Source organism: Streptomyces sp. NPDC034111, from assembly GCF_055575375.1.
Map to the genome: position 1 here is coordinate 547,242 of NZ_JBVIST010000001.1, position 25,225 is coordinate 572,466.

At 71.8% G+C, this 25,225-nt stretch carries 24 protein-coding genes and 1 pseudogene; 15 read left to right on the plus strand and 10 right to left on the minus strand.

Going from position 1 to position 25,225, the window contains the following annotated elements:
- Window positions 1–195: 195 nt before the first annotated feature.
- A complete protein-coding gene (locus ACZ55A_RS02410) occupies window positions 196–879 on the minus strand; it encodes a FadR/GntR family transcriptional regulator (RefSeq protein ID WP_468831916.1) in 684 nt (227 codons plus the stop codon).
- Between the two features lie 221 nt (window positions 880–1,100).
- On the opposite strand from ACZ55A_RS02410, the gene ACZ55A_RS02415 reads away from it, so the two are divergent.
- The 4 genes from ACZ55A_RS02415 (at window position 1,101) to ACZ55A_RS02430 (ending at window position 4,303) form a co-directional block, all read left to right on the plus strand.
- A complete protein-coding gene (locus ACZ55A_RS02415; RefSeq protein WP_468831918.1) occupies window positions 1,101–2,051 on the plus strand; it encodes a dihydrodipicolinate synthase family protein in 951 nt (316 codons plus the stop codon).
- 77 nt (window positions 2,052–2,128) lie between these two features.
- Window positions 2,129–3,016: a GNAT family N-acetyltransferase gene (locus ACZ55A_RS02420; protein WP_468831920.1), complete on the plus strand. Its 888-nt coding sequence runs from the start codon at window positions 2,129–2,131 to the stop codon at window positions 3,014–3,016.
- 52 nt (window positions 3,017–3,068) lie between these two features.
- Complete coding sequence (locus ACZ55A_RS02425) at window positions 3,069–3,698, plus strand: hypothetical protein (RefSeq protein ID WP_468831922.1); 630 nt, start codon at window positions 3,069–3,071, stop codon at window positions 3,696–3,698.
- A 131-nt stretch (window positions 3,699–3,829) separates the two neighbouring features.
- Window positions 3,830–4,303: a cupin domain-containing protein gene (locus ACZ55A_RS02430; RefSeq protein WP_468831923.1), complete on the plus strand. Its 474-nt coding sequence runs from the start codon at window positions 3,830–3,832 to the stop codon at window positions 4,301–4,303.
- An 88-nt stretch (window positions 4,304–4,391) separates the two neighbouring features.
- Here ACZ55A_RS02430 and ACZ55A_RS02435 read toward each other — a convergent pair whose 3' ends face one another.
- Entirely contained in the window at window positions 4,392–4,628 is a 237-nt protein-coding gene (locus ACZ55A_RS02435; RefSeq protein WP_468831924.1) for a hypothetical protein, read from the minus strand.
- A gap of 65 nt (window positions 4,629–4,693) precedes the next feature.
- On the opposite strand from ACZ55A_RS02435, the gene map reads away from it, so the two are divergent.
- On the plus strand, window positions 4,694–5,551 hold the full coding sequence (gene map / locus ACZ55A_RS02440; RefSeq protein WP_468831926.1) for a type I methionyl aminopeptidase: 858 nt from the start codon (window positions 4,694–4,696) through the stop codon (window positions 5,549–5,551).
- A 240-nt stretch (window positions 5,552–5,791) separates the two neighbouring features.
- Complete coding sequence (locus ACZ55A_RS02445; protein WP_468834562.1) at window positions 5,792–6,448, plus strand: biliverdin-producing heme oxygenase; 657 nt, start codon at window positions 5,792–5,794, stop codon at window positions 6,446–6,448.
- Between the two features lie 60 nt (window positions 6,449–6,508).
- On the opposite strand, the gene ACZ55A_RS02450 is transcribed toward ACZ55A_RS02445, so the two are convergent.
- The gene (locus tag ACZ55A_RS02450; protein WP_468831928.1) at window positions 6,509–7,174 is read right to left on the minus strand and encodes a PhzF family phenazine biosynthesis protein; all 666 of its coding nucleotides are present in this window, start codon (window positions 7,172–7,174) and stop codon (window positions 6,509–6,511) included.
- Window positions 7,175–7,469: 295 nt separating this feature from the next.
- On the opposite strand from ACZ55A_RS02450, the gene efeO reads away from it, so the two are divergent.
- From efeO to ACZ55A_RS02470, 4 genes are all read left to right on the plus strand, one after another.
- On the plus strand, window positions 7,470–8,624 hold the full coding sequence (gene efeO, locus ACZ55A_RS02455; protein ID WP_468831931.1) for an iron uptake system protein EfeO: 1,155 nt from the start codon (window positions 7,470–7,472) through the stop codon (window positions 8,622–8,624).
- A 24-nt stretch (window positions 8,625–8,648) separates the two neighbouring features.
- Window positions 8,649–9,980: an iron uptake transporter deferrochelatase/peroxidase subunit gene (gene efeB / locus ACZ55A_RS02460; protein WP_468834566.1), complete on the plus strand. Its 1,332-nt coding sequence runs from the start codon at window positions 8,649–8,651 to the stop codon at window positions 9,978–9,980.
- Window positions 9,981–10,097: 117 nt separating this feature from the next.
- Window positions 10,098–11,090 (plus strand): iron uptake transporter permease EfeU, encoded by a 993-nt coding sequence (gene efeU / locus ACZ55A_RS02465; protein ID WP_468831934.1) that lies wholly within the window; start codon window positions 10,098–10,100, stop codon window positions 11,088–11,090.
- On the plus strand, window positions 11,023–11,952 hold the full coding sequence (locus tag ACZ55A_RS02470) for an SCO2278 family lipoprotein (RefSeq protein WP_468831936.1): 930 nt from the start codon (window positions 11,023–11,025) through the stop codon (window positions 11,950–11,952). Before efeU ends, ACZ55A_RS02470 begins: the two co-directional genes overlap by 68 nt.
- A 66-nt stretch (window positions 11,953–12,018) precedes the next feature.
- Here the strand turns inward: ACZ55A_RS02470 and ACZ55A_RS02475 are convergent, their stop codons facing one another.
- Together ACZ55A_RS02475 and ACZ55A_RS02480 are read right to left on the minus strand one after the other, a co-directional pair.
- On the minus strand, window positions 12,019–12,771 hold the full coding sequence (locus ACZ55A_RS02475) for a bifunctional DNA primase/polymerase (RefSeq protein ID WP_468831938.1): 753 nt from the start codon (window positions 12,769–12,771) through the stop codon (window positions 12,019–12,021).
- A gap of 162 nt (window positions 12,772–12,933) precedes the next feature.
- Entirely contained in the window at window positions 12,934–13,563 is a 630-nt protein-coding gene (locus ACZ55A_RS02480; protein WP_468831940.1) for a TetR/AcrR family transcriptional regulator, read from the minus strand.
- Between the two features lie 120 nt (window positions 13,564–13,683).
- Between ACZ55A_RS02480 and ACZ55A_RS02485 the strand changes: the two genes are divergently transcribed.
- Together ACZ55A_RS02485 and ddaH are read left to right on the plus strand one after the other, a co-directional pair.
- Window positions 13,684–13,860, plus strand: a complete 177-nt coding sequence (locus ACZ55A_RS02485) for a DUF6243 family protein (protein ID WP_468831942.1) — start codon at window positions 13,684–13,686, stop codon at window positions 13,858–13,860.
- Window positions 13,861–13,949: 89 nt separating this feature from the next.
- Window positions 13,950–14,840: pseudogene (gene ddaH, locus ACZ55A_RS02490) on the plus strand (dimethylargininase); the annotation flags it as partial.
- 40 nt (window positions 14,841–14,880) lie between these two features.
- Here ddaH and ACZ55A_RS02495 read toward each other — a convergent pair.
- From ACZ55A_RS02495 to ACZ55A_RS02510, 4 genes are all read right to left on the minus strand, one after another.
- Entirely contained in the window at window positions 14,881–15,837 is a 957-nt protein-coding gene (locus ACZ55A_RS02495; protein ID WP_468831944.1) for a small ribosomal subunit Rsm22 family protein, read from the minus strand.
- A gap of 36 nt (window positions 15,838–15,873) precedes the next feature.
- Complete coding sequence (locus tag ACZ55A_RS02500) at window positions 15,874–16,950, minus strand: serine hydrolase domain-containing protein (RefSeq protein WP_468831946.1); 1,077 nt, start codon at window positions 16,948–16,950, stop codon at window positions 15,874–15,876.
- 56 nt (window positions 16,951–17,006) lie between these two features.
- Window positions 17,007–18,329 carry a multidrug effflux MFS transporter gene (locus ACZ55A_RS02505; protein ID WP_468831948.1) on the minus strand — a complete coding sequence of 441 codons (1,323 nt, stop codon included), beginning with the start codon at window positions 18,327–18,329 and terminating at the stop codon, window positions 17,007–17,009.
- Between the two features lie 104 nt (window positions 18,330–18,433).
- Window positions 18,434–20,098 (minus strand): alkaline phosphatase D family protein, encoded by a 1,665-nt coding sequence (locus tag ACZ55A_RS02510; protein WP_468831950.1) that lies wholly within the window; start codon window positions 20,096–20,098, stop codon window positions 18,434–18,436.
- A 175-nt stretch (window positions 20,099–20,273) separates the two neighbouring features.
- On the opposite strand from ACZ55A_RS02510, the gene ACZ55A_RS02515 reads away from it, so the two are divergent.
- From ACZ55A_RS02515 to ACZ55A_RS02525, 3 genes are all read left to right on the plus strand, one after another.
- On the plus strand, window positions 20,274–21,224 hold the full coding sequence (locus ACZ55A_RS02515; protein ID WP_468831953.1) for a DUF4429 domain-containing protein: 951 nt from the start codon (window positions 20,274–20,276) through the stop codon (window positions 21,222–21,224).
- 41 nt (window positions 21,225–21,265) lie between these two features.
- A complete protein-coding gene (locus ACZ55A_RS02520) occupies window positions 21,266–22,201 on the plus strand; it encodes an SDR family oxidoreductase (protein WP_468831955.1) in 936 nt (311 codons plus the stop codon).
- Between the two features lie 226 nt (window positions 22,202–22,427).
- Window positions 22,428–23,477 carry a trypsin-like serine peptidase gene (locus ACZ55A_RS02525; protein ID WP_468831957.1) on the plus strand — a complete coding sequence of 350 codons (1,050 nt, stop codon included), beginning with the start codon at window positions 22,428–22,430 and terminating at the stop codon, window positions 23,475–23,477.
- An 82-nt stretch (window positions 23,478–23,559) separates the two neighbouring features.
- Here ACZ55A_RS02525 and ACZ55A_RS02530 read toward each other — a convergent pair whose 3' ends face one another.
- Window positions 23,560–25,119 carry a S53 family peptidase gene (locus ACZ55A_RS02530; RefSeq protein WP_468831959.1) on the minus strand — a complete coding sequence of 520 codons (1,560 nt, stop codon included), beginning with the start codon at window positions 25,117–25,119 and terminating at the stop codon, window positions 23,560–23,562.
- Window positions 25,120–25,225 lie beyond the last annotated feature (106 nt).

A 25,225-nucleotide genomic window follows, 5' to 3' on the forward strand; every position in this document is an offset into this window, starting at 1 on the left:
GTGAACGGGACATACCCGGCGCGCACGGCGCCGCTAGGGCGTGTCGTTTGGATCAGGGCGGATCAGGGAGCGGGGTCTGGTGCGTGCGATCGCAAGGCGGAGGAGGGAGTCGACGCGGAGCGTCGGCGAGTGACGACAACGCGGCGAGCGTGCGTGCCAGACCCCGCGAGCCCGCCATGACCCAAACGACACGCCCTAATCCGCCAGCCGGCGCCGGATGCCCTCGAAGTGCCGATGTATCGCCTTCACGGCGCGGTCGCCGTCACCGGCCTCCAGGGCGTCCACGATCTCCTTGTGCTGACGGTAGGTCAGCTCAGGGTCGGGGCGGTCGTCGGAAAGGTCCTCACGCACCCTGCGCAGCGCCGCCCAGAACGCGTCCAGCACCTCGCTGAGGAGGTGGTTGCCCAGGGAGCGGTAGAGCGCGAGGTGGAAGGCCCGGTCGGTGTCGCTCTGCACCATGCCGCCGCGCGCCTCCTCCGCCATCCGCTGCACCAGCCCCTTGAGGACGGTGAGGTCCGCGGCGGGCAGATTGCGTGCGACGCTGCCGATCAGGCCTGCCTCCAGCGCCTCGCGGACCTCCATCAGCTCGTACAGGCTCGGCTCGCCCTGGTGGTGCCGGACCGCGGCGCGGAAGGCGACGCCCTCGACGAACGGCTCCAGCGTGAGCGGGCCGACGTAGGTGCCGAAGCCGTGGCGGATCTCGACGATGCGCATGGCCTGGAGGGCCTTGAGCGCCTCACGCACCGAGTTGCGGCTCACGTCGAGCAGTTCGACCAGCTCGGCCTCGGTGGGCAGCGGGTCGCCCGGCACCAGTCCGCCCTGGAGGATCAACTGCTTGATCTGTGCCTGCACATCCTCGGACATCGTCCCTCGCGCCATGGAAACTCCCTCTCCGCACCCGCATCTGCCGTGCCGTCAGCCCGACGCGCCCCACCCCGTCCGGAACCCGCCCGCAGGGGACCGCACATCCTTGACCGACCGGCTGTGAACAGGTCTATTGTGCTCTGACATAGGACATCCCATGTCCCATGTCAGACGACGGCCTCGCCTTCCACGACGCCCGACCTTCACGTCCGACATCGGAGACCCCGGAGCCCCCCATGGCACTGCCCACCCCCCTCCACGGCGTCATCCCACCGGTCTGCACCCCGCTCGACCCGCGGGGCGAGGTCGACACCGGCTCGCTGATCCGCCTGGTCAACCACCTCGTCGACAGCGGGGTGCACGGGCTGTTCGCGCTCGGCTCCACCAGCGAGGTCGCGTACCTCACCGACGGCCAGCGCGCGACGGCCCTGGAAACCGTCGTCGAGGCCGCGGACGGCCGGGTCCCGGTGCTGGCCGGCGCCATCGACACCACCACGCCCCGCGCGCTCGCCCACGCCCGCACCGCGGCCGGCCTCGGCGCCGACGCCCTGGTCGCCACCGCGCCCTTCTACACCCGCACCCACCCCCGGGAGATCGCCGCCCACTTCCGCCGCCTCCGCTCGGCCGTGGAACTCCCCCTCTTCGCCTACGACATCCCCATGGCCGTCCACAGCAAGCTGCCCCCCTCCCTGGTCCAGGAGCTGGCCGCGGACGGCACCCTGGCCGGGCTCAAGGACAGCAGCGGAGACGAGGGCTCGCTGCGCCGGCTGCTCGTGGCCCTCGGCGGCCGCACCGGCCGCCGCACCGGTCCGGCCCCCGGCTTCTCCCTCCTCACCGGCTCCGAACTGACCGTGGACGCCGCCCTGCTGGCGGGCGCCGACGGCGTAGTGCCGGGCCTCGGCAACGTCGACCCGGCGGGCTATGTACGTCTCTACGACGCCGCGCGGGCCGGCGACTGGGAGCGCGCGGCCGCCGAACAGGAGCGCCTGGTGACCCTGTTCGCGATCACCGACGTCGGCCCGGAGTCCGACATGGGCCGCAGCTCCTCCGCCCTGGGCTCCTTCAAGGCGGCCCTGTACCTGCTCGGCATCACCGAACGGGGCGCCACCGCCTTTCCCCAGCTTCCCCTGAGCGAGGAGGCAGTACGGGAGGTAGGACGTCGGCTGACCGAAGCGGGCCTGCGGTGATCCGGACGGCTCCGACGCCGTGAGCACGGGACAAATTCCTTTGCCCGACCGAGATCAGATTCGGAACGATGGCGGGTATGCGACGCCACGAGTACGCCGGGCCCACGGCCCTGCGCGCCATGCAGGACCTCGCCACCCGAAGCTTTCCGGTCACCGGTTTCCGGCACATCGGTGACCTCGCCTGGGACTGGTGCCTGTCCCTCGACCGCCCCGGCGAGATCCCGACGGCGGTCTGGACGGAGCAGAACCGGACGCTGGCCTGGGGCCGGCTCGAACTGCCGGACGGTCTGACGCTCCAGGTCGACACGGACCACCCGGAACTGGCCGACGACGTCCTCGGGTGGGCCGAGCAGTCAACGAGCGGTCCGCTGAACGTCGATGTCGCGGAGACCGAGCCGCACCTGGCCGCCGCACTGGAGCGACGCGGCTACACACGAGCCGCCGAGGGCCCCTTCATGGTGTGTCTCGGCCGCCCGCTCACCGGACTGCCCGATGTTCCGCCCCTGCCCGACGGCTACACGATCCGCGCGCAGCGGAGCCGGGCCGATGTGGCCGGCCGGGCCGCGGCGCACCGCGCCGCGTTCGGCTCGACCCGGATCACCACCGAACGCCACTCCCGTATGAGGGAGGTGTGCCCCTACCGCCCCGAACTCGACCTCGTCGTGGCTTCTCCCGCAGGCGACGTCGTCGCCTACTGCCAAGGCTGGTACGACCAGGTCAACGGGGTCGGCGCCTTCGAGCCGGTCGGCACCCGTCCCGAGCACCGCCGCCTCGGCCTGGCCCGCGCCGTGTGCACGGCGGTCCTGCACGCGTTCGCCCAGGCCGGGGGTCACCGCGCCGTCGTCTACGCGCGCGGTGACGCCGACTATCCGGCCCCCAAGCGGCTCTACGAGTCCATGGGATTCACCCCGTACACCCGCACCCACACCTACGCGCAGCCGCCGTCCCAATTCCCGTACGGGTGACTGTCGTTGAAACGGCAATCAGGGCACGTCGCGCTGCGGCAGGATGCGGGGCATGGATGCCGTACGGGTCGCGCTGCTGCGAGAGGCGCTCGCCGGAACCGAGTGGATCCAGGCCACCCGCCGCTTCGCCGGGTCGCTGCGGGCCGCGGTCGCCCCGCACGGCGGCGGGCTGCTGCTGGTCGGCAGCGCGGCGTACGAGCCCTGGCATCTGGCCGCCCATCTGGACGACGAGGCCGCCTGGTCGGGCCTGCCGGAGCTGTCACCCACGCTGGTGCGCCATCGCGTCCCCGGGGGCGCACCGGCCCATCTGGCGGTGGGGCTGGGCCGCTTGGCGGCGGCCGGGCGCGGTGAGACGCTGCTGGTCGTCGCGCCCGGGCAGCCGGGCGCCGGGCTGCTGGAGCGGGTGCACGACGCCCGCCGCAACGGCGCGACGGTGCTCGCCCTGGACGGCGGCGACCGCGATCTGCACGCCCTGGCCCATGACGCGCTCACCGCACCCCCGGACCGGACCGACGGCGGCACCGGAACATCGGCCGACCTCGACCTCGACACCGTCCAGCATCTGGTGAGCGCGGCCGCCGGCGAGAACAGCCTGCCCGCACCCCGCCGGCGCCACCGCTTCCGCGACCGCCTGGCCCGCCTCGCCGACGCACTGACCGCACCACCACCGCCGCGCTGGTAACCGTACGCCCTCGGCGCCGGCCCGCAGCGCCGGCACTTGCCCCTTCCGGCCTGCCGGTCTACCCGGACGGCGGCCTTTTGCCGGGTCACTCGCGGGAACACGTGTGGAAGCTACGAGGCAAGGAGCGACTGATGGCGAAGAACTCCGTCGTACGCCAGAAGGGCGACGGCGACGCATTCTGGCTGTTGAACGGCCTCTACGAGGTCAAGGCGTCCGGTGATGAGACCGACGGCGAGATGACCGTCATGGAGATGACCATTCCGGAGGGAGGCGGCCCACCGCCACACATCCACCCCGGAACCGAGAGTGTCTACGTCGTCGAGGGAACCCTGCGCTACCACATCGGCAAGGAGACGTTCGAAGGCGGCCCCGGATCGTTCTTCCACATCCCCGCGGGGACGCTGGAGCGATTCGAACCCACGAGCACGGTCCGAATGGTGATCACCTACACCCCGGGCGGTATCGACAAGTTCTTCGCCGAAGCCGGTGAACCGGCCCAGCGGCGCGAGCTGCCACCGCCGTCGGACACGGCGCCGGACGTCGAGCGCATGGTGGAGATCGGCCGGCGGCACGGCATCGACATGCGGCCCATGCACCCGGCCTAGGGCCTAGGGGGTGTCTCCCCCCAGGCCAGATGAGAGCCACCTCGCAGGCATCCTCATCCGGTCAGCACGATGATCCGGAAGAAGCGCCCTAGTCGTCGCCCTCGGCGCGCTTGCCCGGGCCCGTGTCCTGCCACCTCGGGTCGGTCTCCCACTCCACGTTCCGCTCGCGGGCGGTGTCCATGGCGTGGGAGGCCTCCTCGCGGGTGCGGTACGGACCGAAGCGGTCGGCGGCGCGGCACTCGGGGCCCTCTTCGACCGTCTTGTGCTCGAGGCAGTAGTACCACTCGCCCGGATTCCCGACCGTCCGCCTCTTGAACAGCGCCATTGCCGCCTCCTGTGGGTGTTCTGTGCCACCATCCTGCCCGACGGGCCGCGGATACACTCGCTGGCATGTCTGGCCAGTCGCTTCTTGTCCCGGGGAAGATCTCCCCCACCCGCCCCGTCCCCGCCTCGATCCCGCGCCCCGAGTACGTCGGGAAGGACGCGCCCACGCCCTACACCGGGCCGGAGGTGCAGGACGCCGAAACGATCGAGCGGATGCGGATCGCCGGCCGGATCGCCGCGCAGGCGATGGCGGAGGCCGCGAAGCTGATCGAGCCCGGTGTCACGACCGACGAACTGGACCGGGTCGCCCACGAGTTCATGTGCGACCACGGCGCCTACCCCTCCACGCTCGGCTACCGCGGCTTCCCCAAGTCCCTGTGCTCCTCGCTCAACGAGGTCATCTGCCACGGCATCCCGGACTCGACCGTCCTCAAGGACGGCGACATCGTGAACCTGGACGTCACCGCGTACATCCACGGTGTGCACGGGGACAACAACGCCACGTACCTGTGCGGTGACGTGGACGAGGAGTCGAAGCTGCTGGTGGAGCGGACGCGGGAGGCGCTCAACCGGGCGATCAAGGCGGTCAGGCCGGGCCGCCAGATCAACATCATCGGCCGGGTCATCGAGTCGTACGCCAAGCGCTTCGGCTACGGAGTGGTGCGTGACTTCACGGGTCACGGCATCAACTCCTCCTTCCACTCCGGTCTGATCGTTCCGCACTACGACAGCCCCCACCACACCACCGACATCAAGCCCGGTATGACGTTCACCATCGAGCCGATGCTGACGCTGGGCACCCACGAGTACGACATGTGGGAGGACGGCTGGACGGTGGTGACCAAGGACCGCAAGCGGACCGCGCAGTTCGAGCACACCCTGGTGGTCACGGAGAGCGGTGCGGAGATCCTGACCCTTCCCTGACCGGGGCCGACCCGGCTCTGACCAGGGCCGTTCGGGCGTGGGGAAAGTTTTACCGACAGCGTGTCGGGAACAGGGCTAGGCTGGTGACCGAAAGGACGCCGGGTCCGGGTGGCGGAGCCCCTTCAGCCCCTGTTCCCGGCCGCTCCCCTCGGCCCCCGGAGGTCCGCCTTGGCAGCGTCCAGCCCGACCAGCTCGACCGGCCCGACCCCGACCCCGACCCCAGCCACTCCGTCCGCTCCGGTGGCACCCGTCGAGCCGTTCTCGACGGTCATCCGTACGGCGTCGCACGAGCAGCACACGGAGGCCGAGAACTCCTCGTTCATGAGCGACCTGCTCGGCGGCAGGCTCGGCGTGCGGGCCTACCGGCGCTACACCGAACAGCTGTGGTTCATCTACCGCGCCCTGGAGGACACCTCCGGCGCACTCGCCGAGGATCCGGTGGCGGGCCCCTTCCTCCGCCCGGAGCTGGCCCGCACCGCCGCGCTGGAACGCGACCTCAGCCATCTCGGCGGCCCCTCCTGGCGCGACGGGCTGGAGCCGCTGCCGGCCACCGCCGCCTACGCCGAGCGGGTCGCGGTCTGCGCCCGCGGGTGGCCGGCGGGCTATGTCGCCCACCACTACACCCGCTACCTCGGCGACCTCTCCGGCGGCCAGATCATCCGCGGCACCGCCGAGAAGACCTGGGGCTTCGCGCGCAAGGGCGACGGGGTGCGGTTCTACGTCTTCGAGGACATAGCCAACCCCGCCGCCTTCAAGCGCACCTACCGGGCACTGCTCGACGCGCTGCCGGTCGACGATCTGGAGAAGCAGCGGGTGGTCGACGAGTGCAAGCGCGCATTCCGGCTGAACAGTGCGGTCTTCCGCGAGCTGGGCGAAGAGTTCCCGTTGAGTGCGTAGCGCCCGGGAACACCCCGGGGACACCCCCGGACCGCCGCACCGGACGAACCCACGGCGGTGCTACCGCGCAGCGCGGCGCACCCGGCCGCCGACCGCGATGGTGCCGTCAGGGAAGGTACGGGTGAGGATCTGCGAGCCGGCGCCCTGGCGGATGTCCAGGGGGCGGCCGAGTTCCTGGGTGAGCAGCATCGCGGCGGCGCCGGTCGCCTCGTCCTCGACGATGCCGTCGCCGCGCCGCGGGAAGCCCCGGGCGCGGACCACCCCCGCGGACTCGTCCTGCCAGGCCCAGGCGTAGAGCCAGCCCTCCCCCGGCGGCGGGGCGGGCTGTGCGTCGACCTCGGCGGCCGAGGCATGGCGGGCGGTCCGGCGCGGGGGTACCCACTCCGCGCGGCCGCGCACCCAGGTGATGTCCCCCTCGAATGCGACTGCCACCTCGCCGGCCGGCGGGCGCAGGGTACGCGGCGGGCGGCCGAGGCTCCGCAGCAGCCAGGCGAGGCCGACCAGCGGGTGGCCGGCGAACGGGAGGGGCACGCTCGGGGTGTGGATGTCGACGGTGCCGTGCGCGGCGTCGTCGAGGAAGACGGTCTCGCTGAAGCCGAGTTCCGCGGCGAGGGCGGTACGCCGGGCAGCGTCCGGGACCGCCGGGCCGTCGCGCACCACGCCCAGTGCATTGCCCCCGGCCCCGTCCGGCCCGCAGAACACCCTGAGTACGTCCACTTCGGTCATCGGGACAGTGAACCGCACCGGCGGGCGGCGCAGTTCGGGCGGGCAGGCGGCACGTCCGCGGGTCACACCCCGTCACCGGGCGGGGCCCTTACCTTGACCGGCGTGTGACGGTTCCGTGACCCGGGGCGGGTCGATCCGTGATCGGGTCGTTGTGCATGAGAGCGGGATCACTGGACAGGGTGGGCAGAACTAGGTAAGCCTCAGATAAGTTAGGGCCGCCTTAGTGGCGACCCTGTCCTGTGTCTATCGTTCGGTACGTCGTTTCCGTACACCCGAGCCCGCTTGGAGCCCCGTTATGCGAGCCCTTCGCCCCTCCGCCGTTGCCGCCATAGCCGCGGCCACGGCCGTTACCGCCGTCGCCGGCTGCGCCGCGAAGAGCGACGGCAAAGGGGGCGGCGGCAAGGGGACCATCGAGGTGACCGCGACCGACTCCAGCTGTGAACTCTCCGCCAAGGAGTTCCCGGCCGGGCATGTCCGGTTCGCGGTGCAGAACAAGGGCTCCAAGGTCACCGAGGTCTATGTCTACGCGCCGGGCGACCGGATCGTGACCGAGCGGGAGAACATCGGGCCCGGCACCAAGACGGAGATCACCGCCGAGATCAAGCCCGGTTCGTACGAAATCGCCTGCAAGCCGGGCATGAAGGGCAATGGCATCCGGCAGAAGGTGACCGCCACCGGTAAGGGCACGAGCGCCGCCAAGCGCGACCCGAAGCTGGACGCCGCGGTCGCGGCGTACCGCAAGTACGTCCAGGAGCAGGCCGACCAGACCATCCCGAAGGCGCAGAAGTTCGCCGACGCGGTCAAGTCCGGTGACCTGAAGGCGGCCCAGGAGGCCTACGCCCTCTCGCGGGTCGGCTGGGAGCGCACCGAGCCGGTCGCCGAGTCCTTCGGTGACATCGACCCCAAGGTCGATGTGCGCGAGGACGGCGTGGACAAGGGCCAGAAGTGGACCGGCTGGCACAAGCTGGAGAAGTCCCTGTGGGAGGAGAAGAAGATCTCCGGGGACGACAAGAAGCTCGCCGACCAGCTGATGAAGGACCTGAAGGACTGGCAGAAGCGGGTCGGCACCGCCGAGATCACCCCAACCAGCATGGCCAACGGCGCCAAGGAGCTGCTCGACGAGGTGGCCACCGGCAAGGTGACCGGTGAGGAAGAGCGCTACAGCCACACCGACCTGATCGACTTCCAGGGCAATGTCGAGGGTGCCGAGAAGGCGTACGAGCTGCTGAAGCCGGTCGCCGCCAAGAACGAGCCGGCGCTGGTCAAGGAGCTCGACAAGCAGTTCAAGGCGATCCACACCGAGCTCGACAAGCACCGCGACGACAAGGCCGCCGACGGCTTCGCCGCGTACGACACGGTCGGCAAGGGCGAGCGCAAGGAGCTCTCCGACGCCGTCAACGCGCTGGCCGAGCCGCTGTCCAAGCTGGCCGCCGCCGTCGCCACCAAGTAGTCCGCCGCCAGCCAAGGGGTCATGATGACGCACGACGACGGCCTGAGCGCCGAGGCCGAGAAGACCGCAGAGGACACGCAGACCGCACCGGCCACCGAAGGGCGGGCGCCCTCCCGGCGTTCGCTGATCGGGTGGGGCGGGGCCGGACTGGCACTCGGCGCGGTCGCGGCAGGCGGTACGGCGGTGGCGCTGCGCACCGGCAGCGACGCCCAGCCGGCCGCCGCGGACGCCACCGCGGGTGCCGCGATCGCCTTCCACGGCAAGCACCAGGCGGGTATCGCCACCGCCGTCCAGGACCGGCTGCACTTCGCCGCGTTCGATGTCACCACCGACGACCGCGACGAGCTGATCGCGCTGCTCAAGGAGTGGACGAAGGCGGCGGCGCGGATGACGTCCGGCGACGCGGTCGGCGACGGCGCGGTCGGCGGGCTGGCGGAGGCGCCGCCGGACGACACCGGCGAGGCGCTGGGCCTGCCGCCGTCCCGGCTCACCCTCACCTTCGGTGTCGGGCCGACGCTGTTCGAGAAGGACGGCAAGGACCGGTTCGGCCTCAAGGACCGGCGGCCGGAGGCCCTGATCGATCTGCCGCAGTTCCCCGGCGACAACCTCGACAAGGCGCGCAGCGGCGGCGATCTGTGCGTCCAGGCGTGCGCGGACGACCCGCAGGTCGCGGTGCATGCGATCCGCAACCTCGCCCGGATCGGCTTCGGCAAGATCGCCATCCGCTGGTCGCAGCTGGGCTTCGGCAAGACGTCCTCGACGACACCGGACGCCCAGACGCCGCGCAACATGATGGGTTTCAAGGACGGCACCCGGAACATCGCGGGCACCGACACCGCGGCGCTGGACAAGCACGTATGGGTCGGCGAGAAGGACGAAAAGGGCAAGTCCGGCTGGATGGCGGGCGGTTCCTACCTCGTCGCGCGCCGGATCCGGATGCACATCGAGACCTGGGACCGCACCTCGCTCAAGGAGCAGGAGGACATCTTCGGCCGTAACAAGGGCGAGGGCGCCCCGGTCGGCCGGAAGAACGAGCGGGACGAGCCGCATCTGAAGGCGATGCTGCCGACCGCGCACGTCCGCCTCGCGCACCCGGACTCCAACAACGGGGCGCGCATCCTCCGCCGCGGCTACTCCTTCACCGACGGTACGGACGGCCTGGGGCGGCTGGACGCGGGGCTGTTCTTCCTCGCCTACCAGCGGGACGTCCGTGAGGGCTTCGTCCCCCTCCAGCGGAACCTGGCGGCCAACGACGATCTCAACGAGTACATCCAGCACGTCGGTTCGGCGGTCTTCGCGGTGCCGCCGGGCGTCCGGAACGCGGACGACTGGTGGGGCCGGGGCCTGTTCGCCTGACGCCACCGACGCCGGAACCCGGCACCGGAGAACGGCTCCGGACATACCGGAAGCCGATGCCGGAGAGAAGACCGGCGTCCATGAAAGTCGCTGTATGAAGGAAGAGAAGGGACCGACGTGTTCGGCAACTACCTGATCGGTCTGCGCGAGGGCCTGGAAGCCAGCCTCGTCGTGTGCATCCTGATCGCCTATCTGGTCAAGACCGGGAGGCGGGAGGCGCTGCGCCCGGTCTGGCTCGGGATCACGCTGGCCGTGGTGCTGTCGTTCGCGTTCGGTGCGGCGCTCCAGTTCGGGTCCGAGACCCTGACGTTCAAGGCGCAGGAGGCGCTGGGCGGTTCGCTGTCGATCATCGCGGTCGGCCTGGTGACGTGGATGGTCTTCTGGATGCGGCGCACCGCGCGGCATCTGAAGAAGGAGCTGCACGGCAAGCTGGACGCGGCGCTCCAGATGGGCACCGTGGCGCTGGTGGTGACGGCGTTTCTGTCGGTGGGCCGCGAAGGCCTGGAGACCGCGCTGTTCATCTGGACCGCCGCGCAGTCCGCGAACGACGGTGTACGGCCGCTGGTCGGGGCGCTGCTGGGCCTGCTGACGGCCGTACTGCTGGGCTGGCTGTTCTACCGCGGCGCGGTGCGGATCAACCTGGCGAAGTTCTTCACCTGGACCGGCGCGATGCTGGTGGTGGTCGCGGCGGGCGTGCTGGCGTACGGCTTCCACGACCTTCAGGAGGCCGACATCCTGCCGGGGCTGTCCTCGCAGGCGTTCGACGTCAGCGCGCAGATCCCGGCCGACAGCTGGTACGGGACGCTGCTGAAGGGCGTGTTCAACTTCCAGCCGGACCCGACCGTCCTCCAGGTCACGGTGTGGGCTCTGTATCTGGTCCCCACGCTGTTGTTCTTCTTCGCCCCGGGTAGGGTGGCGCCGAATTCCGCCACCCCGGCGGCCTCCCCGTCCGCCCCGGTCGCCTCGAAGGAGCCCGAACCCCATGACACGCAGGTCGCCGTTCCGGGTGCCCGCAACGCTGACGTCGGCAGCGGCGGCGCTGGTGATACTGAGCGGGTGCATGACGGTGCACGGCGAGAGGGAGATGCTGCCGGCGGTGAAGGAAGCTGACGGCGCCAAGGCGCTCCAGCACTTCGCCGACGGCTTCAACAAGGCCAACCGCCGGCTCGATCCGCAGCTGAACCCCTCCTTCGAGACCGGCGCGCTGCTCGCCATCGACCAGGCGGGGATAAAGGCGGCGCATGCGCTGCGGCCGCAGGGCAACCCGGCCTTCCCGGACCTGACGTTCAAGGACGCGCACTTCACGGTGCCCAAGCAGGCGGGCTGGCCGAAGTACTTCATCGCGGACGCGGTCACCAACCGCAAGACCGCGGACGGCTCGTTCAGCCGGTGGTTCCTGGTGTTCACCCGCAACGGCATCGAGGAGAAGTGGCGTGCGGCGTATCTGGCGGTGTTCCCCGCCAACAAGGCGCCGGAGCTGAAGACCGGCCAGGACGGGTTCGCCGAGGCGGTGCCCGCGGGCGCGAAGTCCGGTCTGACGGTGGACCCCGGCAAGCTGAGCAGTACGTACGCCGACTACCTCAACACCGGCAAGGGCAGCGCCTTCGCCCCCGGTCCGAACACCGACGGCTGGCGGGCCCAGCGCGCCAGGGACGCCAACCAGCCCGGCGCACGGATCCTGTGGGAGGACAGCGCGGCGAACTATCCGCCGGTGGCGCTGCGGACGGCCGACGGCGGTGCGCTGGTGTTCTTCTCGACCCTGTACCACCAGCAGAAGACGGTCTCCGAGGGCTCGGTGATCACGGTGCCGGCGGGGCTGCGGGGCCTGATCGACGGGCCGCAGAAGAAGACCAACCGGATGGCGTTCACCACCGTCTCCGCCCAGGTGGTCACGGTGCCGGCCAAGGACGCCGGGGGCAAGGTCACGATCTTGAACCGGCGGGAGGCCAAGACCGAGGTCAAGCCGCTGTAGCACCTCGGAAGACGCCGAAGGGGCCGTCGGGGTGATCCCGGCGGCCCCTTCGGCGTACGCAGGGGCTCAGCGGCCGATCGGCCAGGCCGCCGTCTCGTGGTAGGACTCGCGGTCGGTGCGGTCGTTGAACTCGGCGCAGGCGTCGGTCAGCGACTCCAGCAGCGTCAGCGGGTCGGGCAGCGGCAGCTCGGGGCCGCGCAGCCAGGTCACCGCGGGCTGCTCGCCGGGGAGGGTCGAGGGCGGCAGGAGTACGTAGCTGCCGCGGCAGTGCCAGCGCAGCCCCGGGTGCTCGTCCAGGGTCTCGGGGTGGCAGTCCAGCTCGCAGGGCCACCACTCGTCCTCGTCGTCCGGGGTGCCGCGGGTGGCGGTGAAGAACAGCATCCGGCCGTCGCCGAAGCCGGCGCCGCTGAGGGTGATCGGGCCGACCTCGATGCCCGCCGCGTCCAGCCGTCCCAGGGCGCTGCGGCCCGCCTCGACGGGGACGTCGAGCACGTCGTGGGCGATGCCGGTGGCGGTGATGAAGTTGGCCTGCGGGAGGGTGCGGACCCAGGCGGCGACCTTGTCGCGGTCGGTGGTGGCGACGGTCTGCCAGCCGAAGGAGATGGGGTGCCGGCCGGGGGTGGGACAGCCGATGCGTTCACAGGAACAGCCGTAGCCGGAGGGGTGTGCTGCCGGGGCGATGGGGAAGCCCGCTCCGGCCGCGGCCAGCAGCAGGTCCTCACGGCCGCGCGCGGCCGCTGATCCCGTGTCCGTCTCGCGCCCGTCCGTTCCGCTCTTCGGCCGGCGCAGCCACTGGGAGAACCTGCTCTTGCGTTCCATCTATCCCCTCACTTCGAGCGGTGGTCTGGGATCAATGCTGCCACCATCCTGCGCTCCGGGTGACCGGTGTGGGGATCCGGGGTGAACGAAGGACCGGCCAATACCGGCAATTCACCTCATCGGCGACAGGGTGTCGCCTCGTGCGCCGCCCGTACGGCGGATTCAGCCGCGGGGACGCAGACCGCGCAGTGCCTGGTCGACAAGGGTGTCGACGAACTCGTAGCTCAATTCACCGGTGCGCATCAGCCAGCGCTGTGAGAAGGGACTCAGCACCATCTCGGCGGCCACCCGCACATCGATGTCGTCCGCCACCTCGCCCGCTTCCTGGGCCGCCCGCAGTCGGTCGGTGTAGACGCGGATGCCGGGCTCCATCAGCCGGCCGACGAAGGTACGGGAGAGCTCTTCGTCGTTGGCACCGGCGGCCGCGAGGGCGCGATAGGGGGCTTGGAACGCCGGGTCGTTGAACTCGTCGGCGGTCGCGCGCAGCACGAACTTCAGGTCCGCGGCGAGATCACCGGTGTCCGGGAGGCCCTTTTCGTAGTCCTCGTCGACACCGGCGGTGAACGCGTCCAGGAGGACGGCGGCCTTGGAGGGCCACCAGCGGTAGATCGTCTGCTTGCCGACCCCCGCCCGGGAGGCGATGCCTTCGATCGTGAGCTTGTCGTAGCCGACCTCGCCGACGAGCGCGAGGGCGGCATCGAAGATCGCGCGGCGGGAGCGCTCGCTTCTGCGGCGGGTGGGGGTCCCCCCGGCGGAGCCAGGGGGAGAGTCGGGGGCTGCTTTGTTGGCCATGGAGCGGAGTCTAGCGAGGAGAGGCGAGACGTATCGTCTTGACGAGACGGCGCGTCTCGCGCATAGTAGGGACCAGACGGCGAGACGATCCGTCTCGTTCGATGAGGAGAGGGGACTTCCATGAGCAAGGGACATGCGGACGGAATGCTCGGAGTCGGCGGGACCCGCAGCAAGCTGTCGCGGGGCGCACTGCGCGGCGGCGGAGGCGCGGGCCGGGCCGGCCAGGGGCGCGCCGAGGCCCAGGCGCAGCGCCGTGAACTGCTGCGCAAGTTCCAGGAGCGGGGGCAGCGGGACTGAGCCGTGCGCCACCCGAACGGTGCACGCCTCACGGCAGGCGGGCTCCGCACGGTGGACCATGCTGCTGAGCGCGGACGGGGCGGCCGAGGCGGACCAGCCCCCGTACCCGCTCGGCGTCATCCCACCGTGAGGAGCCCTCCTTGCGTACTGCCCGGCGCACCGCCACCCCCCGCCGCTATCTGATGTGCCCGCCGACGTACTTCCAGGTCAGCTACTCCATCAACCCCTGGATGGACCCCGGCAAGCCCGTCGATCTCGCGCTGGCGCAGACCCAGTGGGAGGACCTGCGCGACCGCTACCGCGCGCTCGGCCACACCGTCGAAGAGCTGGCACCGCGCCCCGCACTCCCCGACATGGTCTTCGCGGCGAACGGTGCCACCGTCGTGGACGGGCGGGTGCTCGGCGCCCGGTTCGCCTTCGCGGAGCGGAGCGGCGAGGCCGCGGTGCACGCCGCGTGGTACCGCGCCCATGGCTTCACCGAGGTGCGGGAGCCGCGGCACATCAACGAGGGCGAGGGCGACTTCGCGGTCACCGCCTGCTGGCTGCTGGCCGGCCGCGGCTTCCGCAGCAGCCCGCTCTCGCACGCGGAGGCACAGGAGTACTTCGGGCGGCCGGTGATCGGGCTCGATCTGGTCGACCCGCGGTACTACCACCTCGATACGGCGCTGTGCGTCCTGGACGGGGGCAGCGGGGAGCCGGGCGCCAAGGCGGAGATCATGTACTACCCGGGCGCGTTCTCCGCCGGGAGCCGGGCGGTGCTGGCCCGGCTGTACCCCGATGCGCTGATCGCCTCCGCGGCCGATGCGGCGGCGTTCGGGCTGAACGCGGTGTCCGACGGCCGCCATGTGCTGCTGCCGGCCGCCGCGGTGGGCCTGTTCGGGCCCCTGCGGGAGCGGGGCTTCGAACCGCTCGGGATGGATGTGAGCGAGCTGCTCAAGGGGGGCGGGAGCGTGAAGTGCCTGACCGCGGAGGTGCGGTGAGGTCCCCCGCGCACGGCCCGGCCGGCCGCGGACCCGCGGGTCAGGCGGGCGGCCAGTCGTCGCCCCAGGAGGCGTCGCGGGCCGCCTTGTACGCGGTGCCGTGCCGCTTGGTGACCGTGGTCCGCTGAAGGCCCTCGTCCGTGGTGCACAGGTCCAGCAGGACCTGGCCCTTGCGGAGTTGGGGCTTACGGACGATCCGGGAGGGGGCCGGGTCGGCGGGGAGCGTGGTGGCGGCCACGTAGCTGAACTTCTCGTCCTCGTACGGCAGGGAGCCGCCCTTGACCTGGCGGTGCAGCGAGGAGCGGCTGACCCGGGCGGCGAAGTGGCACCAGTCCTCCCCGGGGACGATCGGGCAGGTGTCGCTGTGCGGGCAGGGCGCGACGATCCGCAGGCCGGCCTCGATGAGCTGGGTGCGGGCCTCGCGGATACGGAGGTAGCCGTCGGGGGTGCCCGGTTCGATGAGGACGACGGCCTTGGCCGCGGCGGCCGCGGCGACCACGGCACGGCGGTCCTCGGGCCGGAGTTCGCCCAGCACGTAGGAGACGGTGACCAGGTCGGTGCCGGAGGGCAGGGTCAGGCCCGCCCCGATGGTCTGCCGCTGCCAGGCGGTGTCGGGGAGCAGGCCGTCGGCCAGCTCACGGCCGAGGTCGAGGGCGGGCTGCGCCCAGTCCCAGACCGTGCTGTGGTGGCCGTGCCAGGTGGCGGCGGTGGCCCAGGTGGCGGCGCCGGTGCCGCCGCCGATGTCGATATGGGTGGCCGGGGACCAGTCCGGGACCCGGGCGGCGAAGGCGGCCAGCGCGGCCCGTACGGCTTCGAAGGTGGCCGGCATGCGGTAGGCGGCGTACGCGGCCACGTCCGCGCGGTCCCGCAGGACCGGGGCGTCGGTGGGGGTGCGGCCCCGGTAGTTGGTGATCAGCCGGTCGACCGCCTGCGCGGCCTGCTTGGGCGGCAGGCCATCGAGCAGGCCGGCCAGTGCGGCGCGCAGTTCCTCGTGCATCGGAGGCATTCTACGGCGGCCGGGAGAGACACCCCCCTAGTCTGCCCGGACCACCGCTCTGGCCAGGCGGGTGGCGGCCGCGGCGCGCGGGGCGCTGCCGCTGATCCGGCGGCGGGGGTGGACGGTGTTGGCGAGCAGGATCAGAAAGGTGTCGGTGGCGCGGTCGAGGACCAGGCTGGTGCCCGTGAAGCCGGTGTGCCCGGCCGCGCCGTGGCCCGCCAACTCGCCCATGAAGTACGGCTGGTCGATGCCGAAGCCGAGACCGGGCGGATCGAGCAGGGCGGCCACCGCACCGGCGCCGAGGATCCGGGCGTTGCCGTAGGCGCCGCCGTTGAGCAGGGTGCGGCACAGCACGGCCAGGTCCTGGGCGGTGGAGAACAGGCCCGCATGACCGGCCACCCCGCCCAGCGCCCAGGCGTTCTCGTCGTGCACCTCGCCCCTGATCATGCCGCGGTCCGCCTTGGCCCAGGGGCGTCGCTGGTCCTCGGTCGCCGCCACACCGTGCGGGGACAGTGGGCCGTAGCAGGTGCTGGACATGCCCAGCGGGCCGGTGATGCCCTCACGGACCAGGGCGTCCAGGCGCCGCCCGGTCAGCTGCTCCAGGATCAGCTGGAGGGAGATCAGATTGAGGTCGGAGTAGAGGTAGCTGGTGTCGGGGCGGCCGGTGGGGGCGGCCGCCTCTTGCCACAGCAGCGCCAGCTGGTCCGCCCGCTCCCGGTGCTCGTAGAAGGGCAGCTCCGGGGCGAGGCCGGAGGTGTGGGTGAGCAGCCGGCGGACGGTGATGCCCGGGGCGAAGGCCGGGAGGTGGGCCCTGACCTGGTCGTTGAGGACCAGGCGCCCGCGTTCGACCTGCTGCATCGCGACGATCGCGGTGAAGAGCTTGCTGAGCGAGGCGAGGTCGAAGACGGTGCCGGCCCGCATCGGCTCCCACAGGTCGCGGGGCAGATCCAGGCCGCGGTCCTGCTCGGGGTCGTACGCCCGGTAGCGGTGCGCCCAGCCGGCGGCGGCCTCGGCGACCACGATCCGGCCCCGGCCGGCCAGCACCACGACGCCCGGGCACCACGGCGGGCGGCCCTCGGGCAGCGCCCGCACACCACGGACCAGCCGCTCCACCCAGGCGGGGTCCAGGCCCGCCTGGGCCGGTGTGCCGTAGGTGAGTCTCGGTGCGCTCAGAGTCCGGTCCTTCCGCCCGCACTGCCCGTGGTGCTCTCCTTCCTACGCTGCCACGGGCGGCACATTCCCAGGAAGCTGACGAGCGCCATCACGGCACACGACAGCTGTACCAGGGCCATCGGCACGGCGGTCCGCTCCCCCGCGATACCCACCAGGGGCGAGACCACCGACCCGAGGAGGAAGGTCGAGGTGCCCAGCAGCGCGGAGGCGGAGCCGGCCGCGTGCGGGGTGCGCACCAGCGCCAGGGTGTTGGCACTGGGCAGGATCAGCCCCATGGAGGCCATCAGGACGAAGAGCCCGGCAGCCATGGGCACCAGCCCGACGTGGCCGAAGCGTCCTGAGGACATCAGGAGCAGGGCGGCCGCCGCCAGGACGGTCAGGGTCACGCCGGTGCCCAGCACCTTGTCCAGGCTCACCCGGCCGACCAGGAGCTTTCCGTTGAGCTGGCCGACCGCGACCAGGCCGACGGAGTTGATGCCGAAGAGCAGGCTGAAGACCTGCGGGGAGGCGCCGTAGATCTCCTGGACGACGAACGGCGAGGCCGAGATGTACGCGAAGAGGGCGGCGAAGGCGAACGCGCCGGCCAGGAGGTAGCCGGAGAAGACCCGGTCGGCGAGGAGATCACGCATGGTGCGCAGGGCCTCGCCCAGACCTCCGGTGTGCCGGCGCCCGGGCGGCAGGGTCTCGTGCAGCTTGCGCCACACCAGGAGGGTGAGCGCCAGGCCGACGCCGGTGAGGACGACGAAGACCCCGCGCCAGTCGGTGACCTGGAGGATCTGGCCGCCGATGAGCGGGGCGACGACCGGCGCCACCCCGGAGATCAGCAGCAGCGTGGAGAAGAAGCGGGCCATCGCGACACCGTCGTAGAGGTCGCGGACCACCGCCCGGGCAATGACGATGCCTGCCGCGCCCGCCAGGCCCTGGAGCAGACGGAAGGCGATGAGCATCTCGGCGCCGGTGGCGACCGCGCACAGGGCGGTCGCCAGGACGTAGAGCACCATGCCGGCCAGCAGGGGACGGCGGCGCCCCCACTTGTCGCTCATCGGGCCGACGATCATCTGGCCCAGCGCCATGCCGGTCAGGCAGGTGGTGAGGGTGAGCTGGACGGTGGCGGCCGGGCTGTGCAGAGCGGCGGTGACCTGCGGCAGGGCCGGCAGATACATGTCCATGGAGAGCGGCGGGACCGCCGTGAGTCCGCCGAGGACGAGGGTGACAAGGAGGCTGGTGCGGCGGGACGCGGCCGGTGCTGCTGCCGCGCCCCGCCCGGCTATCGGTGGTGAGTCCTGGGATTCGGCCGTGCCGGGGCCGGGCTCCGTCATATTCGGTCTCCATGGGTCGGTGAAGGCTGATCCATGGTGTCATGCCCAGGGCAGGGATGGGCCCCTTACGGGGTGCGCCATTGGACCTAGGTCCCCGGTCGCGGTCAGGCGGGCTTGAGGCCCGGATCGCCCGCCTCCGAGACGAAGGAGGCGGCGGTCTGCACCGGCGCGCCGGGGGTGGTCACCGCGGACACCGTGCGGTAGTCGGCGCGGGCGGTGTCGCGGTCCAGGGTGACGGTGAGGTAGCCGCGCCGGCCGTTGTAGAACTTCAGGTGCGGGTTGGCGGCCATGTACGTGGCCCAGTTGGCGGGCTTCTCCGCGCCGTCCTTGCCACTGGCGATCGAGGTGGTGACGAACTCCACCCCCGCGGTGCGCGAGCCGGGGTCCTTGAAGTCCTTCTTGATGTCGAAGGCGTAGTGGACGTGCACATCGCCGGTGAGCACGACGAGGTTGTCCACACCCGCCGACTCCGCACCCGCCAGCACCCGCTCGCGGGAGGCCGTATAGCCGTCCCAGGCGTCCATGCTCACCTTGTAGCCGGGACCGGTGGCGTTGCGCCGTTCGGAGAAGGTCACCTGCTGCGGCAGCACGTTCCAGCGGGCGGTGGACTGCCGCCAGCCGTCGATCAGCCAGCGCTCCTGGGTGGCGCCGGTCAGGGTGCGCTTCGGGTCCTCGGACTCGGGGCCCGGGGTGTGCCAGCCGTCGCCGTAGGCCTGGTCGGAGCGGTACTGGCGGGTGTCGAGGATGTCGAACTGGGCGAGCTGCCCGTACTGGAGGCGGCGGTAGAGCCGGGCGTCGGGGCCGTTCGGCCGCTGCGGGCGGCGCAGCGGCTGGTTCTCCCAGTACGCGCGGTAGGCGGCGGCCCGGCGGATGAGGAACTCGGCCGGCGGGAGGGCGTCCTCGCTGATGTCGGAGGCGTAGTTGTTCTCCACCTCGTGGTCGTCCCAGGTGACGATGAACGGGTGGGCGGCGTGCGCGGCCTGGAGGTCCGGGTCGGACTTGTAGAGGGCGTAGCGCAGCCGGTAGTCCTCCAGGGTGACCGTCTCCCGGTCGAAGCGTGCGGGCAGCGTGCGGTCGCTGTAGTTGCGGGCGCCGCCGGCCGCGCCGACCGGGTACTCGTAGAGGTAGTCGCCGAGGTGGAAGACGACGTCCAGGTCCTCCTGCGCCAGGTGCTTGTAGGCCGTGAAGTAGCCGTCGTGGTAGGCCTGGCAGGAGACCGCGGCGAGCTTCAGCTGCGAGAGCCGGGCGGCGCGGGCGGGTGCGGTGCGGGTGCGGCCGACCGGGCTGATCCAGCTGCCGGCGCGGAAGCGGTACCAGTAGACGCGGTCCGGCGCGAGGCCGGTGGGCTCGATGTGCACGGAATGGTTGAACTCCGGGTGCGCCTCGGCGCGGCCCCGGCCGGCCAGCCGCTTGAAGTGCTCGTCGTAGGCGACTTCCCAGCGGACGGTGACTCTGGCATTGGGCATACCTCCCCCACTCTCAACTACGTTCGAGCGGGGGGACCCCCATCCCGGTTCGTACGGGCGCGGCGCGAGCCGGGTCCACAGCACGACGGAGCCCGGCTGCGGGTCGCCGGAGGCGACGCCGAGGGTGAACGGATTCTCGGTGATCTTGCGCGCGTCGACCTCGGCGGCGTGGGCGGCGCCCGTGCCCGGGAGGTTGGTCGTGAAGGCGAGCGCGGCGGCGGCCCCGGTGACGGTGAGGAAGCGGCGCCGGCCCACGTGTGCGGCGGCCCGGATCTCCTGCTCGTACGCTGCGGTGTGCGTCATCTGGCCCTCCCCTGACGGCGGTTGTCCGTAAGCATTGGAGGGCCGCGGGACGGCGCGGCGCTGTCCCGGGTACGACGCAGGTATGACCGCTGGATGATGCTTGGGCCCGCAAGGGACGCCGTCGGACAATCACGGCATCCGACGGCTGTCCGTGGGGATCCGTAGGATTCGGCGCATGGCAGAACTGATGGTGCGCGACGGCACCTGGAGCTTCGACGGTACGGAGGTCCGCATCGTGCCGGGGCGCGAGCGCGGGATACACAAACTGCGCCAGGATCTCGGCGAGTTCACGGTGCCGCTGGCCGCGCTGGCCGGTATCGCCTACGAACCGGCCCGCAAGGGCGGCCGGGTGCGTCTGCGGCTGCGCGTCGGCGCCGATCCGTTGTTGCAGGTCACCGGCGGCAGTCTGCCGGACGATGCGAATCCGTATCAGATCGCGGTGGACGCCGGGAGGGTGGAGGTCGCCGAGTACTTCGTGGACACGGTCCGGCAGGCCCTGATGCTGGAGCAGATACCGGACGGGCCCTGCGACCGCTACCTGCTGCCCGGCCCCGCCGTACCGCTCACGGCCGCCGGGGTGGACGGCATCGCCACCTTCGACGGTGAGCGGGTGCAACTGGAGTGGCGCTGGAACACCAGCGAGACCAAGCGGCAGTCGGGCCCCAGGGACTATGCGCTGGCCGATCTGGCGGCGGTGGAGTGGCGGGCCGCCGCGGGCCTGGAGTCCGGCTATCTCCGCTTCCGCCCGCACGAGGCGACGGAGCGGATCAAGCCCGAGCACGACCCGCACTCCATCGAGCTGTGGGGCTTCAAGAAGGAGAGCGGCACAACGGCGCTGCTGGCGGCCGCGGTCGCGGTGCGGCTGCCGCATCCGTCGGCGGGCGGCGGGCGGACCACCGGCAGCCGGAAGCCCCTCGGCAGCGGACAGCCCGCGGGCGCCCTGACCGCGGCGGCCCCGGCCGCCGCCCCCTCCGTGCCCGGGCCGAGCGCCCCCGCCGAGGACCATGACGCCCTGCTGCGCCGGCTGCGCGAACTCGGCGAGCTGCGCCGCGAGGGCATCCTGACCGAGGAGGAGTTCACCGCCACGAAGGCGGCCGTACTCCAGCGCTTCCGGAGCGGCGGCTGAGTCGCCCGGCCCGCTCCCGGTACGGCGTTTACGCTGCCGCCATGGCACAGAACACACAGCGGGCAGGGGAAGCACAGGCGACGCCGACGGCACGGGCCGGGCAGGTGGGCGGGGTGGCGACCGCGCCCCGGCCCACGCTGCCGGCGCCCTCCTCGCGGGCCGGGCAGAGCGCGAAAACGGCACCGGTGCCCCAGGAAGCACGGCAGGGCGGGGCGACGCCCCGGAAGGTGGCCGTGGTCACCGGCGCCGGATCCGGTATCGGGCAGGCGGTCGCCCATGCGCTGGCCGATGCCGACTGGACGGTGGTGCTGGCCGGGCGGCGCGCCGAGGCGCTGGCGGAGACCGCCCGTCTGGTGGGGCTCACCACCCCCGACAGCCCGGCGGTCCTGACGGTGCCCACCGATGTCACCCGTCCTGAGCAGGTCGACGCCCTCTTCACCGCGGTACGCGACCGCTTCGGCCGGCTCGACCTGCTCTTCAACAACGCCGGCACCTTCGGCAGGGCGGTACCGCTGGACGAGCTGAGCCATGACGACTGGCGCGCGGTCGTGGACACCAATCTCACCGGTGCCTTCCTGTGTGCCCAGGCCGCGTTCCGTGCCATGAAGGCGCAGGACCCGCAGGGCGGACGGATCATCAACAACGGTTCGGTCTCCGCCCATGCGCCGCGGCCGCACTCCATCGCGTACACCGCCACCAAGCATGCGATGACCGGGCTGACCAAGTCGCTGTCCCTGGACGGCCGTCCGTACCGGATCGCCTGCGGCCAGCTCGACATCGGCAATGCGGCGACCGAGATGACCGGCCGGATGCAGACCGGGATCCTCCAGGCGAACGGCCAGCTGGCGGTCGAGCCGGTGATGGACGCCGCCGATGTCGCCCGTACGGTCGTCCATATGGCGTCGCTGCCGCTGGAGGCCAATGTGCAGTTCGCGACGGTCCTGGCGACCAACATGCCTTATATCGGGCGGGGTTGAGCCCCAGGGCTGCGGCCGGGGCCGATCCCCCGGCACCGGTCGGGTCCCCCGCCCCGCACCGGAATTCTCCGGCGACCGATCACGGCACGACCCCTGCCCTCCCGCCGTTTCCGGTGGCACCCTTACCTCGGATCCGCACCACTCATCTGCCGGGGCCGCACCGCGCGGCCCCCTCCCCCGGCCGCGCGCGCTGTGCCGTGCGCGGCCCCCGCAGAAGGAGTTACGCGTGAGACGAACCGATCGTGGCACTGCGACAGTTCACGGCATACCGGCAGCGCGCCCCGCGGGCGGCTCCCGGGCCGCCCTCGGCACCCTGACGGCCGCCGGTACGCTGCTCGCCCTGCTGCTCCCCACCGGTCCGGCCGCCGCCACCACCCCGCAGAACTCCCACCGCTCCCCCACCCCGCAGACCACCCTCGACGCCTTCTGGACCGCGGACCGGATGCGCTCCGCCGCCCCGCTCGACCTCACCCCGGCGCAGGCAACCGCCGCGCACCGGGCCGCCGAAGTCCCGCACAGCGCCCCGCTGAAGGTGGCGCCCACCCTCCCCCGGCTCCCGAAGGCACCCTCGCCCGCCTCGCTGCTGCCCGGAGCCCCCCGCCAGGCCGGCGGTCCCTGGACGGGCGGCGGCGCGGTCACCAAGACCACCGGACGGGTGTTCTTCACCTACCAGGGCCGCAACGCCTCCTGCTCCGGCGACGCGGTGACCAGCAGCAACAAGAGCACGGTGATCACCGCCGGGCACTGTGTGAAGCTGAAGGGCGCCTGGCACACCAACTGGGTCTTCGTCCCCGGCTACCACGACGGCCAGGCCCCGTACGGCAAATGGGCGGCCGCCAAGACGCTCTCCACCCCGCAGTGGACGGCGAGCGAGGACATGAACTACGACGTGGGCGCGGCGGTCGTCGCCCCGCTCGACGGCAAGAAGCTCACCGATGTCGTCGGCGGCCAGGGCCTGTCCTTCAACTCCGGCTACAACAAGACGATGTACGCCTTCGGCTACCCTGCGGCCGCGCCGTACGACGGCAGCAAGCTGATCTATTGCAGCGGCACCACCATCAAGGACCCGCTGCTGACCAAGGACCACGGCCTGTCCTGCAACATGACCGGCGGCTCCAGCGGCGGCCCCTGGTTCACCTCGTTCGACGAGAAGACCGGCACCGGGTTGCAGTCCTCGGTGAACAGCTTCGGCTACCAGTTCCTGCCGGACACCATGTTCGGCCCGTACTTCGGCGATGACGCCAAGAACCTCTACACCAAGGCACAGGCGACCTGACGCCCGCGGGGGCCGTACGGCACCGGGAACCAGCCGCCGTACGGCCCTCGCGCTCATGGCGCGGGCGCACCCCGCCGCCTCCTCAGTGAAGCGTCAACTCCCGCAGCGACTCCAGCAGTTCCTGACCGTCGGGGACACCCAGGCCGGTGCAGGCGTTCCAGCCGCGGCCGGCCCGGAAGGCGCCGTTGCTGCCCTTGATGATCTCGCGGAAGCCCCGGGAGGTGTGACCGGGCGTGACACCGGCGTACAGCAGCGGCTGGAGCATGCCGAGCGGACGGCCCAGCGCTTCGACCATGCGGCAGGTGAGGGCCGCCCAGAGGGGAGCGACGGCGCTGGTGCCGCCGATGACCGAGCGGCGGCCGTTGACCAGCACCTCGTAACCGGTGGCCGGGTCGGCGACACCGGAGACGTCCGGTACACCACGGCCCGGAGCGCTCCCGTTGTGCGGCACACCGGCCGTGCCCTGCCACACCGGAAGGCGGAAGGCCTCGCTGACACCGCCGCCGGTGGCACCGTCCCCGTCGCCGCCCCACACCCGTTCGCTGCGCACCTTGCCGGTCGCGGGGTCGGCGTCCAGACGGGTGCCACCGCAGGCCAGGGCGTGCGGGCTGGCCGCCGGGAAGTCGGTGTGCGGCAGGCCGTCCTCGACCCCGTCACCGCTGCCGTTGTCACCGGCCGCGACACACACCGTCACACCGAGCGCCGCGGCATCGGCCAGCGCCTCGTCGAACACCAGGCGGGCCTGCTCGGTCCAGAAGACCTCCGGGGCGCCCCAGCTGATGCTCAGCGCCGCCGGCGTCGGCGTCGCATGCACGGCCTGGCTCACCGCGGCGACGAAGCCCTGGTCGGTGTTGTGGGCGAAGTACACCTTCTGCTCGGCACCGGGTGCCAGCGCGCCCGCGACCTCGATGTCCAGCAGCACCTCGTCGTCGGCCTCCTCACCGGGGTGATTACGGGCAGTGCCGACGCTCACCGCGGTCACCTTCGGCGCCCGCAGCCCCAGGGACTGGAAGTAGGTCTTCAACTCCGCCGGCTTGAAACCGCCACCGAGTTCGATCAGCGCCAGCACCTGGCCGCTGCCGTCGGTCCCGGGCGGGAAGCGGTACACATTGGCGAGCTCCGTCGGCTTGTAGGAGATCCGGCGGGCCTCCGTGTGCGCATGCCGCAGATGAGGACGGGCCTGCGGCCGGTCGTCCAGGCCGAGCACCGCCACGACCACACCGTCCAGCGCGGCGGGCACCTCCAGCGGCCCCTCGCGGTGGCGGTGCTCGACGGGCGCACCGGTGGCCGGGTCCGGGCTGGCCGCCCGGGACAGCTCCGTACGGAACGCCGCGGCCATCTGCTCCACGGTTCCCGACACCGTGACCCGGCGGGCCGCCAGGTCGACGCCGGTCACCTGCACACCATGGCGGCCCAGCACCTCGCGCACGAGGTCGGCGTCGGCCTGATCGGCACCGTATCGCTGCGCCAGCTCGGTCTGCGAGATCGTCTCGGGCCCCACGACCAGCTCGTGCGGGACCTCCGCCCGGCGCCGCAGCATGACCGTGACCTCGACCGGTGCCGCCGCATCGAGGGGCCCTGCGGAGCGCGCTCTGGGCGCGGCCGAGCGTTCACTACCAGGAATCGGGACATATTCAGTCATAGCACAAAGTATCGACCCGGCTACCCTCCGCCCGCATGTCGAGCAGGGGACCGGGCGCTGAAGGCGCAGCCGGGCGGGGATCCCGCGCTCGCCCCTCCTACCGCCC

What these genes read in the sequence shown, in the direction of transcription:
- efeO (WP_468831931.1), top strand. Translation starts at nt 7,470, where the DNA reads ATGCGAGCCCTTCGCCCCTCCGCCGTTGCCGCCATAGCCGCGGCCACG.
- ACZ55A_RS02430 (WP_468831923.1), top strand. Translation starts at nt 3,830, where the DNA reads ATGGCGAAGAACTCCGTCGTACGCCAGAAGGGCGACGGCGACGCATTC.
- ACZ55A_RS02420 (WP_468831920.1), top strand. Translation starts at nt 2,129, where the DNA reads ATGCGACGCCACGAGTACGCCGGGCCCACGGCCCTGCGCGCCATGCAG.
- ACZ55A_RS02485 (WP_468831942.1), top strand. Translation starts at nt 13,684, where the DNA reads ATGAGCAAGGGACATGCGGACGGAATGCTCGGAGTCGGCGGGACCCGC.
- ACZ55A_RS02425 (WP_468831922.1), top strand. Translation starts at nt 3,069, where the DNA reads ATGGATGCCGTACGGGTCGCGCTGCTGCGAGAGGCGCTCGCCGGAACC.
- ACZ55A_RS02495 (WP_468831944.1), bottom strand. Translation starts at nt 15,837, where the DNA reads ATGCACGAGGAACTGCGCGCCGCACTGGCCGGCCTGCTCGATGGCCTG.
- ACZ55A_RS02520 (WP_468831955.1), top strand. Translation starts at nt 21,266, where the DNA reads ATGGCACAGAACACACAGCGGGCAGGGGAAGCACAGGCGACGCCGACG.
- ACZ55A_RS02475 (WP_468831938.1), bottom strand. Translation starts at nt 12,771, where the DNA reads ATGGAACGCAAGAGCAGGTTCTCCCAGTGGCTGCGCCGGCCGAAGAGC.
- ACZ55A_RS02510 (WP_468831950.1), bottom strand. Translation starts at nt 20,098, where the DNA reads ATGACGCACACCGCAGCGTACGAGCAGGAGATCCGGGCCGCCGCACAC.
- ACZ55A_RS02415 (WP_468831918.1), top strand. Translation starts at nt 1,101, where the DNA reads ATGGCACTGCCCACCCCCCTCCACGGCGTCATCCCACCGGTCTGCACC.
- map (WP_468831926.1), top strand. Translation starts at nt 4,694, where the DNA reads ATGTCTGGCCAGTCGCTTCTTGTCCCGGGGAAGATCTCCCCCACCCGC.
- ACZ55A_RS02410 (WP_468831916.1), bottom strand. Translation starts at nt 879, where the DNA reads ATGGCGCGAGGGACGATGTCCGAGGATGTGCAGGCACAGATCAAGCAG.
- ACZ55A_RS02480 (WP_468831940.1), bottom strand. Translation starts at nt 13,563, where the DNA reads ATGGCCAACAAAGCAGCCCCCGACTCTCCCCCTGGCTCCGCCGGGGGG.
- ACZ55A_RS02435 (WP_468831924.1), bottom strand. Translation starts at nt 4,628, where the DNA reads ATGGCGCTGTTCAAGAGGCGGACGGTCGGGAATCCGGGCGAGTGGTAC.
- efeB (WP_468834566.1), top strand. Translation starts at nt 8,649, where the DNA reads ATGACGCACGACGACGGCCTGAGCGCCGAGGCCGAGAAGACCGCAGAG.
- ACZ55A_RS02515 (WP_468831953.1), top strand. Translation starts at nt 20,274, where the DNA reads ATGGCAGAACTGATGGTGCGCGACGGCACCTGGAGCTTCGACGGTACG.
- ACZ55A_RS02530 (WP_468831959.1), bottom strand. Translation starts at nt 25,119, where the DNA reads ATGACTGAATATGTCCCGATTCCTGGTAGTGAACGCTCGGCCGCGCCC.
- ACZ55A_RS02450 (WP_468831928.1), bottom strand. Translation starts at nt 7,174, where the DNA reads ATGACCGAAGTGGACGTACTCAGGGTGTTCTGCGGGCCGGACGGGGCC.
- ACZ55A_RS02505 (WP_468831948.1), bottom strand. Translation starts at nt 18,329, where the DNA reads ATGACGGAGCCCGGCCCCGGCACGGCCGAATCCCAGGACTCACCACCG.